Below are 14,172 nucleotides of genomic sequence, written 5' to 3'. Positions count from 1 at the left end.
CGTGAGCTCATGTTTTGCCGGTGGGAGAGCCTGAAGAAGGTAGTGTGGTAACCCGCACACCGTGCCGATTTGGAATCTCCACTGCGGGCACGCTATTCTTTTCTAGTCGCCGGGAACGACGCGAAGGCAGAGGTTCCGGGATGAAAAGAATACGGGGCTATGGCGCAGTTGGTAGCGCGCTTCCATGGCATGGAAGAGGTCAGGGGTTCGAATCCCCTTAGCTCCACCATTAGGACTACCTTTGTGATCTACCTTCACGAAGGTAGTTTTTTGTTTCGTACTTCACTCCGTAGTGAAGCCCTGACTGCTCGTAAAGGCTACTTTTTCCTGCTGGCCGCGTGCAAAGATAGCTGGATCAAGCAGGTTTGAGAGTCGCTGGGAGCATGATCTAAAAGTGAGCAGCCACTGGATGTCGGGTTGGAAGTTCAAATGAGCATTGTCGAGCATGTTGAAGCCAGCATGGTTGTTGTTCCCGCAGGCATCGAATTGGTGAGAGACTTCGTCGACCCACAAAAGTGGATTAGTTCGAACTATCTAATGGCTATGCCTGGCACACACAAAGCAAAGGTGGTGCGTGAGTGCCAGATTGAGCTTGCCTCATTCGCGATGTTGAGCACCCCAGTGACAAATGAGCTCTACTGCAGCGTGATGGGGGAGAGGGCTAGTGATGCAGCAACTTCTGCTCCCGTGGCGAACATTAGTTGGATCGACTCGGTCATTTTTTGCAATCACTTGTCAGAGTTGGCCGGGTTCGACCCCGTCTACGTAATCGGAGACAAACCAGACAACGTTGATATTCGTGCTGGTAGTCGGGGCTTTCGTCTGCCAACTGATGCGGAATGGCAATTTGCATGCAGAGGGATGACGACTGGCTATCGATACGGTGACCTTGACGAGATCGCATGGCACGAAGATAACTCAGACGGTGAGTTGCATGAGGTTGCTGCCAAGCTCCCAAACCAATTTGGTCTCTTTGACATGATCGGAAACGTTTGGGAATGGTGTTTCGACCTCTACGACACAGATAGATACGGGAACTATCGAGTGTTTAGAGGTGGCAGCTATTTGAGTGAAGCACGGGCGTGTGGAGCGACATCGAGACGAAAGAGTTTCCCAAACTTTGCCGCAGAAGACCTAGGTTTTCGGATCGTTCGTAGCATCGAGCCATAAGCGCGGCGCTGACTAAAACCCGTCCTAGAACCCCACTTTCACGCTGCCTTCCATGGCAATCATGGGGCGATTGATGAGCACCCGATATAGTCGCACATCACAGTCGATGAGGTTCTTGTTCATCATCAACTCGCTCACGACTTGGAGCCATGCTACCTGCGGACTCTTGGTGCTCATGAATGGTATTTATCATCCATGGGCGCACTGGGGCACCACTATGGGCCAAGTGGCCTTCGAGTTCAGGCTGTGTGACTCACTTCAAAGCAGCTCGCCTCTGTGAAGTCCTACGTGGGCAGGAGAGTGGTGGGCCATGGTGATTCTCCTCTTCCTAAAATCCTACTGTTCATATACACTATGAACAGTAGGAGGTGTGGATGGATATCGTAGTGAGCAATGCGAGCTCGCAGCCGATTTATGCTCAGATCAAGGATCAGATCAAGGCTGCGATTATTAACGGTCAACTTAATCCTGGTGAAAAGATGCCGTCGATTCGTCGGTTGGCAGCACAATTGCGAGTGTCTGTGATAACGACGAAGCGCGCCTATGACGAGTTGGAGCTTGAAGGCTTCATCGATTCAATGCAGGGCCGGGGTAGTTATGTGGCGTCGAAGACTACTGAGCTGTTGAAAGAGGAATATCGTCGCCAAGTGGAGCAGTACCTGCAAGCTGCACTGGATTCAGCTGCGGCGGCGGGCTTAACCGCCGCCGACTTGAAAGATCTGATCGATTTATTAGGAGTTGAAGATGAATAGTATCGATATCATCGGACTCGTAAAGTCTTACCCTGACTTCACTCTCGGCCCGATTGACCTTCATGTTCCCCGAGGGGCAATTGTTGGTCTTGTTGGCGAAAATGGTGCAGGAAAGTCCACAACTATCCGGCTAATCCTTGGATTGTTAACCCCAGACGCTGGACAGGTCAATGTACTTGGTGAGCCTGCCACTCCTAGTAATTCAGCTCCACGTGAACGAATCGGCGTGGTCTTTGACGATATTAGTCTTCCGAGCGTCTTCACAGTCGCTAATGCTGCGAAGTTTGGTCAACGGCTGTACAGGAATTGGGATGAACGGGCCTTTGGCGACTACTGCCAGCGCTTTAACCTTTCGGCAACGAAGAAGGTGAGTGAGCTCTCTCGGGGGATGCGTATGAAACTGGGCTTAGCGATAGCCCTTTCTCATAATGCTGAGCTATTGATCTTCGATGAAGCGACAAGTGGACTTGATCCGGTGGTTCGAGACGAGGTGCTCGATATTATGCTCGAGTTTATCCAGGACCCTACTCACTCGATTCTCTTTTCATCTCACATCGTCTCTGATATTGATAAAGCGGCCGATTATGTCGCATTCATCCATGAAGGCCAGATGAAGTTCATTGAGCAAAAGGATGAGCTGCTCGATTCGTGGCGACTAGCATCACTGACCAACGCGCAAGCCGACCACATTGACAGCAGCCAAATTCTCGGGAGACGTCGACATGAGTTTGGCCAAGAGTTGATCATGCGTGCCGAGGCTGTTCCCCCCGGTTGCCAGGCTGGCAGGCCGACGATCGAAGACATCATGATCTACACCATCAAAGGGGAGAAATAATGAACGCCGTGTTATATAAAGATCTCACCGTCAACCGCAACTACTTGCTCATTCTTGCCGGTATCGGCCTCGCGCTGGCAGGGGCGGGCATCTACATGCGCGAGCCGCTCATTTTCCTTTTCTTTTTTGCTATGATCGGCACTTTGTACTTCACGGCGGTCTTCGCTCGTGATGCCGAATCACATGTGAATCGCACGCTTCTTGTCGGACCGATCACCCGCAACCAGCTCGTTGACGTCAACTACTTAGCCCTCATAATCTTAGGTGTTGTAGCTTTCATCGCTACGGGTGTTATAGCGGTTTTGACAACATTTTTGATGTGGCGAGAGGCGATGGTATTTGCCACTGCCTCGTTCGCGCTCACACTCATACTAAACGCAATTCAGCTTCCACTGTTCTATAAGTTTGGTCCTGAAAAAGCTAAACTATTTCTCGTTGTGCTGTTCATTCTTGTCTTCGTAGCTTCAGGATTCCTCAACGATAATAAGGAAATACTCTACGTTTCGCTCACCAGGTTTCTTACTCTTCCAGTGTTCGTCAGTGCTGCAACTCTTATGGCTGGTGCCCTTGGAGTCACATTGGTATCTTTACTGACGAGTAGAGCAATCATGGCAAAGAAAGAGTTCTGACCCTCATCTCTCACACAAGGTTCACAAAGCCAGTAGCCAACGGCTGGGATAGGCGCTTTCGCCGGTTGTGTTGTTGCATAGGGTGGTGCCCTTTATGCCGTGAGGGTGGCGACGATGCCGTCGATTTTTACGCTTGAGTGTTTGTGCGTTGGGTTTGATGGTGCTTGTGGGCTCTCGGCGGATAGGAATGTGGCGTCAATCCATGACTGTGCCGGGTGACCTCACAGTCGGGGTGTTTACGTGTTCCTTGCTGCCCTCTCGATAAAATCAAATCCCGCTCGGTTGTACCGAGCGGGATCTCTCATATTAGCGACATTCGCTATTTTCCTGACATAGAGGAACGGTTTAGCGGTGCTTACTGGCCGTTGATCTGCAGTGCCATGCCTTCTGGATCCTCTACACGAAGTGAGCGTCCAAAGTCTTCCTCAACGATCTCTCCAGCATTGAAACCAGCTTCGCTGAGGCGATGTTGAACATCTTCGAGCGGCTCATCTGTTTCTAGCGACAACTCAACATGATCGCGAGGAAGGGAATCAGCGTAGCGACTATGCACAGCGACGTAGCCACCTGAGCCGTGTATTTCCGACCAATCCTCTGAGGCAGTGTGCTCGTTCAGGGAAAGCCCAAGAGCGGCATAAAAACGACGCATCTGTGCAGTATCGGCGCTGTAGCGCACTGCGATAATCCTCAAAGCAGTCTCCTAAAGGTTTGTGTTGAGTATTGTGCCGCCTCTGAGTCTATCGGTATCTTAAATTGCATGCCTCCGTGGAGTTCCTGGAAGCTGAGAGGAAGAGGATGCGCGCCGAGTTTACGCATACTCCTCTTTCTGGTCTGAGGGCGTGATCGATGCGGGTCGCTCGCATGATGCTCTCGTCTTTGAGAGGGCTGGATGTGATGCGCCGTTTATGATCGCCCTCGTGGAGGGTCCTGGGAGGCGCGATCGTCCGGGCGATTGGAGAATATTCGAACTTATTGTGAGAATGGAACGCCGTGAGGTTTTCTGAGGGCATTTGTTCCGAGGGGGGAATCGTTGTGAAACGCAGTTATTGGCTAGTTTTGGTGCTCTTGGCGGCAACTGGATGCGCAAATCCCGCTAGTAGCGATTCGCCTTCGTCACTAGCAAAATATTCTCCTTCGGAACAAAATGTCTCAGAGCCTGACGTAAATGTCGATGATGCCTTGTTGAGCGTGCGACGGTATTCTCAGCATACTTCTACGTCATATGAGGAACAGTATCGTTTGCTGACATCATACTGGCAGGAGTTGGGAGCATGCTTGAATGAAGCTGGCTGGATTGGGCATGAAGTAAGGAAAGCTAATTCTCCTCATGTCGTCTTCATCTCCCCTGATGTGACGGGTCAAGAGAAGGAGTATGTGGATGCCTTTGTCCGATGTCAGGAGCAGACCGATGGATTTCCTCAAGAGCCTATTGCCAGTCGAGATATTGCCGAAAATGTGTATATTTCACAGGTGGATTTTAGGGAATGTGCCTTACGCGAAGGATATTCGTTAGCCGAACCTCCTTCGCGTGAGAGCTATGTTGACGCCTTCTTATCGGGAAGAATCAATTGGGACCCTCAGGGGGAACTCCTCGAGACACAGCAAGTAACGCCTTCCATGTTTGAAAGCTTTCATGAGATCTGTCCGTACTGGTATTGATTGGTGGTGCTGCGCATGACTCGGCAAAGAATGTGTTCTTTTATTGCGATATGCAGCGTTCTGCTTTCTGCGTGCTCTCAGCATGGCCCAAGTGAAGCGAAGCATGATGAACTCGCTGCTTTTGCGTCTCAAAATGCGCAATCCGCCGCAAGTCAACCACAAGATTTTTCTTCCTATTGGGCTCAAGTAGAACATCTGCCTCCTGCATCTTCAAATGAGGAGTATCAGAATTCTTTTATGGATGCTGCGCAGAAGTACTCTGATTGCATGGAGGAACGTGGTTGGCCGCGCCCAGTGGTAGATGACCCATATACGCCATTTGCAAGTATCGTTGAGGAAGCGACTCCACTTGGCCAAGAAGCAGAGAAGTTTGAAGATGAGAAAGCCTGTCTAGACTTCTCTGCACCATGGCCACAGAGCCCTGAACTCACTCGCGAATATCTCGCAGAGGAATACGCCCGTTTAGAGGATTTTCGCCGCTGTGTGGCCAAAGAAGGTGGAGAGATTTCAGAGCTACCCACCCGAGAAAAGTACATCGAAGACGTCCTAGCTGGGGGCAACGTGTGGTCGCCGATGGAAGAGCTTCGTAAGAGCGGATTTTGGTCGGGCAAACAACAAGGCGAAATTTTTCACTTGTGCCCCTGGTGAAACATCGCGAGTAGCCGATGAGGGCGATGCCCGCGCCCTCAACTGGTCCACCGATTAAGGTGTAGGAAGCACATTCTTTAGGAAGGTTTCCTATGCACTTCGATGTTGTCATCCTTGGGTGGGGTAAGGCAGGCAAGAGCCTCGCGGCAGACCTTGCGGCACAGGGCCAGCGCGTGGCCCTCGTGGAGCGCTCTTCTAGCATGTACGGCGGAACCTGCATCAACGTGGGCTGCGTGCCAACGAAAGACCTCGTCACCTCAGCGGAGGAACGCCGCCAGAGCGACGACCCCGCCCAGTACTTCGCCGCCGCCGTTGCTGAACGCGACACGCTCATTAGCGCTCTGCGTGCCGCCAACTACGCCATGCTGGACGGCAAGGTCGCCCTCTTTGACGGACAGGCGTCATTCGTTGATCCTCACACTGTCCGAGTAAGCCCCGTCGAGCCCGGCCACAACGAGGAAGAGCTGGACATCACCGCTGACACCATCGTCATCAACACGGGGACGATCCCGCGCGCCCTGGATATTCCAGGAGCGGACCTGTCTGGCGTCTACGATTCGACCACCATTCAACATGCCGAGCCCTTCCCCTCACGCCTGTTGATCGTTGGCGCGGGTTTCATTGGCCTGGAGTTCGCCTCGATGTTCGCCAACTTTGGTGCTCAGGTGACAGTTACTGACCCGGGCGAGGTGTTCATCCGCCGTGTGGATCGTGACGTGGCGACCTCCGTTGAAGAGAGTCTCACTGCCGCAGGTGTGCAGATTCGGATGAACACCGCCGTGGAGTCAATTAGCCAGGATGGTTCGGCACTGCGCGTCCACACGTCAGAGGGCGACATTGAAACCGATGCAGTCCTTATCGCGGTGGGCCGCGTTCCCGCTACAGCTGAGCTGAATCTCGAAGCTGCAGGCGTTGACTGTGACGAACGTGGTTTTGTGCGCGTGGACGACCAACTGCGCACCTCCGTTGAGCACATCTTTGCTGTGGGTGACGTCAATGGCGGCCCGCAGTTCACCTATATTTCCTACGATGATTACCGCATTGTCCGCGATGTCCTGATAGGGGAGGGGCGCCGTAACCGCCAAGATCGTGTGGCTGTGCCGTGGACGGCTTTCATTGATCCGCCACTTTCTGTTGTTGGGATCAGCGAGGCCGAGGCCCTGAAGGCGGGCGTGCGCGTAGCGGTTGCCTCGGCGCCAGTGGCGAAGATTCCTGTCATGCCTCGGCCGAAAATCTTGGGCAAGACCGCAGGCATGATGAAGTTCATCGTGGATGCTGATTCCAACGTGATCCTGGGTGCAGCCCTGCATAGTGTGGACTCTCAAGAGCTCATTAATATCGTGGCCCTGTGTATGCGCATGGGGGGTACTGTGGCTGATCTGCGTGATGGCATCTGGACGCATCCGTCCTCAACGGAAGCCTTTAACGGCGTCTTGCGAGGTCTCCAGCCTGTCACAGACTGACGTTGTCGCAGATCGGACTGTCGCTCATGGGCGTGTGCGCGTGTGAGCGACAGAGCGTGTTGGGGAGTAGGTGTGTGATCGCCTGCTCCCCACACTGATATGTGAGATGTTTCCGGGTGCTCCGCGTGTGTAAGCCCTGCTAAGGGGATCTGTCACAGTTGGCTGGTGAGCGCGATTTTTACTCGATTTCTGGCGCGCAAACTTACTACACTATGGTCGAAAAGTCGCAACGACTTCCCATCTCACAGTAATTTTTAAGGAATAGCGAAGCTATGTCTACCGGGCGTACTCCGTCTACCATGGCCAAAATTGCGCGCATTGGCCTTGCCAGTTCAGTAATTTCTACGTCAGTTGTCGCACCAGCCCTTGCCGATGACATTGACACCAACACCGCGCAGGATCCATCAGCCAATCCTGCTAATGAGCGTGCTGAGAGCACCCGGCACGATGACACGCCTGCCCAATCCACCGAGGAAGCAGAGCGTGCCCTCGCAAACGCAGAAGAGGCAGCCCGCGCCACCCAGCAGGAATACGCATCTGCCCAAGAAGAACTCACTTCGCGCACCAGCGAGGTCAACAACGCCCAAGAGCTCGCCACCAACGCTCAGGGCGTTGAACAGGAGGCCCTGAACGAGGCTGAGACAGAGCTGCGTACCGCGCAAGAAGATGCACGCAATGTCGTGCAGGCTCACACTGTCGAACTCACTCAGGCTCAGGCACTTTCGCAAGAAGCCCTCGCAGAAGAAGAGCAAACTAAGCAAGCAGCGCAGCAGACTCAGGCAGAACTGAGCCGCACACAGGCCGAGGTTGAAAAAGTCCAGGCAGCATTCGACGCTGCTATCACCCCCGCAGACAAGCCAGCCTTAGGAGGGGACACCCAGAACGCTCCTGCACGTCCCAGCGCTCAGGAGATCGACACTCGTGCGACTGTCCTGAGTGCAGACATCGCGACACTCGACGAAACAATCCAACGCGCAACGGCCTCGCGAGACGAAGCGCAGACACGCAAAGAACGCGCCCAAACTGAGGTCGACAACGCCACACGCTCGCTCAATACCACTCAAAGTGCGTTGAACGACGCAACCACTCGCCATCACGAGGCTACCCAGGCCCTGCAGAGCGCCGAAGAAAACCTCCGTGCACGCCAGAGTGAACAGGAAGAAGCGGAGAACACAGCAGGCCCGGACTCCGCTGCACACGGCGAAAAAACGCACGAGCTGGCAAACGCACAGGCTGAACACGCGCGACTCGGGGAAGAAATCACGGCTCTGAGTGCGAGTATTGCCCAACTCGAAGAGAACATCACCACCCTCGAAGGCGACCTCGCACTCAAAGAGGACACACTCACCCAGGCTCAGCAGTCTCTCAACGGCATCACTGCAGAGTTAAGCACCCTTGACGAGCAGATCCAGACGGCCACCACCAAACGCCAAAGCCTTGAGAACGAACTCGGCAGTCTTGAAAGCAACAAACGAGCACTTGAAGAACGCCTCGCCACCGAAGAATCAAAAGATGATGGCCCAGGTTTCAGCGCAGAGGAGCTGGTCGACACCGCCACCCTGTCCAAAGATCTCGCTCTTTTCCGCCACCACAACGGCCGAACTGAACGCGTGACCGGACTGAGCGCGCGCCCCGATGACCTCAGCGGATACTTCCTGCGCTCTATCCTGCCGGACGGTCGTGAACTCTCAATGGATGTGACCTCCATCGACCACGACGCATCCACACCGGGCGCTCCCTTCATTGCCCACGCCCGGGTTCCTGGCAATGCGGGCCACGTCGTACAGATCAGCCTTGAAATCCTCAACAGCAATGCAGTACCCGAAGGGACCCACATGTCCTTTTCTGCATTGCTGAATGCTCTTGAGCAAAACCCCGGTGGCACCCACACTCTTGGCGCGGACCTCTATGTCGATAACGTGGCAGGCGGAGCAACAAGCTACGTCACTACTCCCTTCTCCGGGGTTCTCAACGGTAATGGATTCAGCATTAACGGTCTGAGCAAGCCGCTCTTTAGCGAGATGACAACCGGAGCACAGGTTCGTGACCTTACCCTAGACGCTGCAAATATCTCCTCCCAGGAAGCCAATACCGCAGCCCTCGCTCAGCGAACTACCGGTGACAACAGCCGCGTGACCAACGTCCACGTAAAGGGCCGTATTGAAGGCATGCAACACGTTGGCGGCCTCATCGCTCAAGCTCAGAACACGACGATTGAATCCTCCTTCTTCGAGGGGCGCGTCATCTCCAACTGGCGTCGGAATGACTCCACCATCGGAGGCATGATCGGTGCAATGTCGGGCGGTACGCTTTCTTCTTCTGGCGTGTCCGTCATTATCGACGTCCAACACCGAGAACCGAACAATCGCGTGGGTGGCCTTGTTGGGCACCTCGGCAGGAATGCCCGAATTGAGGGATCTTACGTCGGTGGGCGGCTCATTAATGGTCGAGGCCGTGGTCTGGTGGGCGGTATTGTCGGCTCCATTCAGTCGGCAGGCGGAGCCAATGGAAGTGTCCACCGCGTAGTGTCAGCAATGAACGTCAACGGCGGTCGTATCGGCCTGGGGGACGACGCCTACGCCGCAGGCTTCTCCGAGATTTTCTACCTTGAGGGTGAAGCTGCGGGGAGTGAGAGCGCACACCCCTTTGGCACCACCGTCAACGCCGCTGACGCTGCACACACCTACACCTCCCTCAACCTCGCTCACAATTTCCGTGACAGCGCAGGGGCAAACAAGCCAAAGGGACGCATCTTCGATGGTGTTGAGGGCGTGCGAAGCGAACGCATGCAGGCCTACCACAATTACGCGCTGCTCTTGCCCATGGCATCGCGTGAGGCCATTGTGCGCGCAGCCAATATGCTCGATGACGCCGATCCACTGGTGACAAAGGTCCTCAGAGCTGCACTGCCGATCATCGGCGGCACAATCAGTGTCGATACCCTCACCGGGGGAGAGGCGATTGAAGGCATCTCCCTCCACTACGCCGACAACACGGTGGAACGCCGCGCTGTTCAGGCACAGCAGCACACACCGGCAGCGCAGACCTTCATCTCCTACCTGATGACAGGCGGCCTGCCCTACGCTCCCCAAACCGTCACCGCTCTACCGCGTCATGTTATCTCCGCCATTGCGCAAGAGCTTGCCGGTGTCCAATTTGACGCCATCGACATCTTTGCCACGCTCAACAAAACACAGCTCCAGCAAGAAATAGTTGAGCGAATGAAGGCATCCCCGAACCTGACGCCAGAGGAGATCCAACAGCAAGTCGCTGACCGCTACCGCGGCGTGCTCTATCTACGCGATACCTTCAATGCGCAACGACCAGCCCTGGAAGCAACCCTGGAAAAGCTCCTTCTGCGTGATCGTGTCATTGCCGGTGCAGGCGCAAGCCACGAGCTGCTGAAAGAAAAAGTCCTGGCCAATAAGGAAGCTTTGCTTCTTGGCCTGGCTTACGTCAACAAGTGGTACAACGTTCCACTGGGGGACATGAACCTCCGTGATCTTTTCGTGTTCCGCCAAGACTTCTACGGCTCCACGCAAAGCCCGCTGGACTGGCTCATCGCCCTGGGGAAGGATCATTTCTCCCTTGATCCCCGTAATAACCTCTCCACCTACATCAAATTCGTTTCGCCCTACACCAAGCAAGTGAATCTGGCCGATGCCCTTGAGGACGTCCGCCAGCAATTCACCACCACCGCTGATTTTGACCAATGGTTCCGCCAGACCACCAAGGCCTTCATCGTGGAGACCCCTTCCCGTGAAGTGCCCACGGTGAATGTTCAAGCCTCGGAGCGTTTCCGCGGCAAGAAATTCCAGTCCTACCTGCTTCCACTGCTCACCGTCAGCGAGGATAAAGTCTTCGTGACTGTGGATATGACCAGCGTTGCGATGGGGACTTTCGAGCGTTACTACGACGTGAAGAACGCGACGGAAAGCCAGCGCGTCAATAGCGTCAATGCCACCAAAGACAAGCTACGTAACTACGCGAAAAAGTACCGCGACTACTTTGACATGTGGTACAGGATTTCCTCTGATAAGGTCAGGCCCGCACTCATAAACGCTGTTCCCGTATGGGATGGATTCTCCTATAACGGGCGATGGACCCCTGAGTATGGGCCAGATACCTTCCGCTCTGTTGAGGAGTTCTTTGGTCCGATCGGTAAGTGGTACCCGGCAACGGGCGCTAGTGCCTACTCGGATACGAGGGCCACCTACATGGTGGTCGCAAGTATGCTCACTCCCTCAGGCGTGAACACGTACACCCATGAAATGGTGCACAACCTCGATAATGACGTGTTCCTGGGCGGTGAAGAAACTCGCCGTCACGCGCAGGCAGAGATGTACCCGACATCCTTCCTCCAAAATCCATACTCACGTAACTCCGATCAGCTTGGCTTTAACCAGGCAGAGGATTTCAGCACCCAATCGGGACGCTACCTCCACAATTTCAGCCCGGATCGCTTCCAGACCAAGACTGATCTCCACCAGTACTTCAAGGGATATTTCCAAGCCCTTTACGTTCTCGATCATGCTGAGGCAGAGGCTATGCTCGCGCGCTCCCCTCAGGAGCTGTCCGGCATGCTCATGCGTTTGGGAAGCGTCCACGGTGGGGTCCTCAGCGCCAACTATTACGAGGCTCTCTCGGCCGAGCAGATTGAGGCGATGGGCCTGCGTTCCATCGATGATCTCATCGATCAGTCGCTTATGATGCGCCGCAGGCTTGGTCCCACCGGTGTCATGGAACGCAATGGGTATCCCGATGTGCCCATCCTGGATCCCTACTACGGCACAGGAGAATCTCCCGTCGGTTTAACAGGCGAGGCAGTATTCCGCCGCAACGCCTTGGAACTCCTTGGAGCGAAGGGTTTCGATGAGGGTTTTGTTCCCTACACCTCGAATAAGCTCGCCCCCGAGGCCGACGCTGCAGGCAAGCCGAACCTGCCCGATACCTTCCTCATGCCGCGGATCTTTGCCAATGACCCCTACAAGACCCTGGCTGACTACCGTAAGCACGCCTATGCGCGTGCTCGTCAGCGTGCCAGCACTCACCTGCAGCCCATTACGCTGACCTTTAAGGGCGAGACAATCACCCTGCGCTCCTTCCAAGAGATTGTTGATCGTTTCTCCGCTCTGCTTGCCGAAGATATCCGTACGGGTATCCACGGTAGTACGCGCTCTCAGGCCTACGCCTTTAAGGGTGAGGTTTTTAGTGCCCTCATGCGTCAAAGTGACGAGTTCAAGCAGTCGATCTTCACCGACGACGCCGATCAACTCGTACCGTGGGTGGAGCTTCCAAAGCCTGCGGCGCCGGTTGTTGCTGAGACACAGATGTTGGACGCCCCTGCTGCGGACCGCTCCTCACAGCGCTTTGCTCGGGTGGAACTTCCTCAACACCGTGATGAACAGCTCATTGACTCTTTGCGTTCACAGATTCGCGATGTTCAGTCCGGTATTGCGCAAAAGGCAGGGGAGCTGCGTTCTACCGACGAACAAGTGCAAAACCTTCAGGCCCAGCATGCAGGCGCAACTGAGCGACACAACACCCAAACGCAGGTCGTTGCCCAGGCCAGAAGCGCACGCGACACCGCCCAGCAGAGCCTTGCAGTCCAACGTCAACGCTTGGCAGATCTGCCAGCGCAGCGCGAAGCCAAGCAGCAGCGCCAAGCGAGTGTTGCCACTGAGATCACCTCTGCTCAGGAGGCACTGCGCGCGATGGACGCAACCGTCAACCGCGCCCGCCAGGCCGTTCACGACGCGCAGAACCAGCGGCAGGCTCAGGAGCATGCAGCCCAGGATGCCCGCCAGTCCCTCGACAATGCTCAAGCATCCTATGACGAGGCGAACGCCCTCGTCCGCTCGGCTCAGAATCTCCTGGAAGGTGCGACGCAAGCGCTCAGCACCGCTGACAGCACTTTGGCCGGATACACCGGACTGCGCCGTGCACAGGGCGTGGAGCTTGCACGCCTCCTTGCCCTGCGTTCCTTGGCTCGCGCCTATGAAACAGCCCAAGAAGCCGAGCGGGCAGCCTCAACGGGCCACCAGAGTGCCCAGGAACGTCTTGAGCGAGCCACGCACAGCCGCCTTGCGGCAATGAAGCGACTCGAAACCATGACCGCGGAACTGGAGGCTCTGCAGAACGACGAAGCCACCCTGCGCGCTGCTACCGTCGAATCCCTGCGTGCTGACGACACTGCGGCTCGCGGCCGGACTGAGCTTCTTGCCGCCCTGACTCGCCTGAAAGAGAAAGCCGCGTTGACGCGCAGCGCTTTGGATGCCCTCGCTACCGCACAGGCTGCCCTTCGGGTGCAAGAAGAACGCGTGGCACAGGCACAGGCCCGCCACCGCCAGGCAACCGACACAGTGATTGAAGCGCGTGCTCTGCTGGAGAAGCTCAAGCAGGAAGTGTCACCCCGTCGCCACGAGGTTCCCCGGACAGCTCCCACCGTTGAACCCTTGCCCACTTTTGAACTTCGCTGGGAGGTTCCCCGGACGGCTCCAACGGTTGAGGAGTTGCCCACCTTTGACCTTCGATGGGAGGTCCCGAAGGTAGCACCTACTCTTGAGCCCCTGCCTGAAGGTACGCTTCCTCCAGGAACTCAGGAAAAGCCGCAAGAACGCCCGGACACGGCTGGCGCGCAACAAGCGGATACATCCGATGCGCATGCGGAGTCACCCGGCACTACCAGTGACAACGACGACAGGACACAGACAGCTAAGACCTCCGCAAGCGCACAGCAGAGCGTCAAGCTTGCCCAAACAGGTTCAGACCTGGCAGGCGCTGGTGTTTTGGCGGCGCTTGGAGGTATTGCCGGCCTCGCTGCTCTGCGGGGGCGTCGACGGGAAAACTAATAGCGGGCGCCAACCCTACACGCTGAGCGGCCGACATTGCGCGTGACCGTACTATCACCGTAATGCCAGCTCTGAACGCGAGTAGGGAGCGCCGTCGCCCTCGCCAATCGATAAGCGAATAACAAAAACTGTGGGGATGACGTCTCAAACGTCATCCCCACAGCT

The 14,172-nt window shown here is 55.5% G+C and carries 10 protein-coding genes and 1 tRNA gene; 9 read left to right on the top strand and 2 right to left on the bottom strand.

Annotation, left to right across the window (positions count from 1 at the left end; translation table 11 throughout):
* Positions 1–153: 153 nt before the first annotated feature.
* Both EII11_RS01480 and EII11_RS01475 read left to right on the top strand, forming a co-directional pair.
* A tRNA-Ala gene (locus EII11_RS01480) sits at positions 154–229 on the top strand.
* Positions 230–429: 200 nt separating this feature from the next.
* Complete coding sequence (locus EII11_RS01475; protein WP_124867844.1) at positions 430–1,170, top strand: formylglycine-generating enzyme family protein; 741 nt, start codon at positions 430–432, stop codon at positions 1,168–1,170.
* 24 nt (positions 1,171–1,194) lie between these two features.
* Here the strand turns inward: EII11_RS01475 and EII11_RS10440 are convergent, their stop codons facing one another.
* A complete protein-coding gene (locus EII11_RS10440; RefSeq protein WP_165867022.1) occupies positions 1,195–1,347 on the bottom strand; it encodes a hypothetical protein in 153 nt (50 codons plus the stop codon).
* 197 nt (positions 1,348–1,544) lie between these two features.
* Between EII11_RS10440 and EII11_RS01470 the strand changes: the two genes are divergently transcribed.
* The 3 genes from EII11_RS01470 to EII11_RS01460 are packed head-to-tail and all read left to right on the top strand — an operon-like array spanning position 1,545 to position 3,386.
* The gene (locus EII11_RS01470) at positions 1,545–1,922 is read left to right on the top strand and encodes a GntR family transcriptional regulator (RefSeq protein ID WP_124867842.1); all 378 of its coding nucleotides are present in this window, start codon (positions 1,545–1,547) and stop codon (positions 1,920–1,922) included.
* Positions 1,915–2,757 carry an ABC transporter ATP-binding protein gene (locus tag EII11_RS01465; protein ID WP_124867840.1) on the top strand — a complete coding sequence of 281 codons (843 nt, stop codon included), beginning with the start codon at positions 1,915–1,917 and terminating at the stop codon, positions 2,755–2,757. Before EII11_RS01470 ends, EII11_RS01465 begins: the two co-directional genes overlap by 8 nt.
* Positions 2,757–3,386, top strand: a complete 630-nt coding sequence (locus EII11_RS01460) for an ABC-2 transporter permease (protein ID WP_124867838.1) — start codon at positions 2,757–2,759, stop codon at positions 3,384–3,386. Before EII11_RS01465 ends, EII11_RS01460 begins: the two co-directional genes overlap by 1 nt.
* A gap of 355 nt (positions 3,387–3,741) precedes the next feature.
* On the opposite strand, the gene EII11_RS01455 is transcribed toward EII11_RS01460, so the two are convergent.
* Positions 3,742–4,077 (bottom strand): VOC family protein, encoded by a 336-nt coding sequence (locus EII11_RS01455; RefSeq protein ID WP_124867836.1) that lies wholly within the window; start codon positions 4,075–4,077, stop codon positions 3,742–3,744.
* Between the two features lie 341 nt (positions 4,078–4,418).
* Between EII11_RS01455 and EII11_RS01450 the strand changes: the two genes are divergently transcribed.
* The 4 genes from EII11_RS01450 to EII11_RS01435 all read left to right on the top strand — a co-directional run bounded on the left by EII11_RS01450 (position 4,419) and on the right by EII11_RS01435 (position 14,007).
* Positions 4,419–5,045: a hypothetical protein gene (locus EII11_RS01450; RefSeq protein WP_165867021.1), complete on the top strand. Its 627-nt coding sequence runs from the start codon at positions 4,419–4,421 to the stop codon at positions 5,043–5,045.
* 6 nt (positions 5,046–5,051) lie between these two features.
* Complete coding sequence (locus tag EII11_RS01445) at positions 5,052–5,693, top strand: hypothetical protein (RefSeq protein ID WP_124867832.1); 642 nt, start codon at positions 5,052–5,054, stop codon at positions 5,691–5,693.
* A gap of 92 nt (positions 5,694–5,785) precedes the next feature.
* The gene (locus EII11_RS01440; protein WP_124867830.1) at positions 5,786–7,156 is read left to right on the top strand and encodes an FAD-dependent oxidoreductase; all 1,371 of its coding nucleotides are present in this window, start codon (positions 5,786–5,788) and stop codon (positions 7,154–7,156) included.
* A 272-nt stretch (positions 7,157–7,428) separates the two neighbouring features.
* On the top strand, positions 7,429–14,007 hold the full coding sequence (locus tag EII11_RS01435) for a ZmpA/ZmpB/ZmpC family metallo-endopeptidase (protein ID WP_124867828.1): 6,579 nt from the start codon (positions 7,429–7,431) through the stop codon (positions 14,005–14,007).
* Positions 14,008–14,172 lie beyond the last annotated feature (165 nt).

This window comes from Schaalia canis (genome assembly GCF_003858455.1).
GTDB lineage: Bacteria > Actinomycetota > Actinomycetes > Actinomycetales > Actinomycetaceae > Pauljensenia > Pauljensenia canis.
This window is presented reverse-complemented; position numbering and strand designations above follow the sequence as displayed.

Bases quoted from the DNA above. Each gene is read 5' to 3' on its own strand.
- EII11_RS01475 (WP_124867844.1), top strand. From the start codon at position 430: ATGAGCATTGTCGAGCATGTTGAAGCCAGCATGGTTGTTGTTCCCGCA.
- EII11_RS10440 (WP_165867022.1), bottom strand. From the start codon at position 1,347: ATGAGCACCAAGAGTCCGCAGGTAGCATGGCTCCAAGTCGTGAGCGAG.
- EII11_RS01470 (WP_124867842.1), top strand. From the start codon at position 1,545: ATGGATATCGTAGTGAGCAATGCGAGCTCGCAGCCGATTTATGCTCAG.
- EII11_RS01465 (WP_124867840.1), top strand. From the start codon at position 1,915: ATGAATAGTATCGATATCATCGGACTCGTAAAGTCTTACCCTGACTTC.
- EII11_RS01460 (WP_124867838.1), top strand. From the start codon at position 2,757: ATGAACGCCGTGTTATATAAAGATCTCACCGTCAACCGCAACTACTTG.
- EII11_RS01440 (WP_124867830.1), top strand. From the start codon at position 5,786: ATGCACTTCGATGTTGTCATCCTTGGGTGGGGTAAGGCAGGCAAGAGC.
- EII11_RS01435 (WP_124867828.1), top strand. From the start codon at position 7,429: ATGTCTACCGGGCGTACTCCGTCTACCATGGCCAAAATTGCGCGCATT.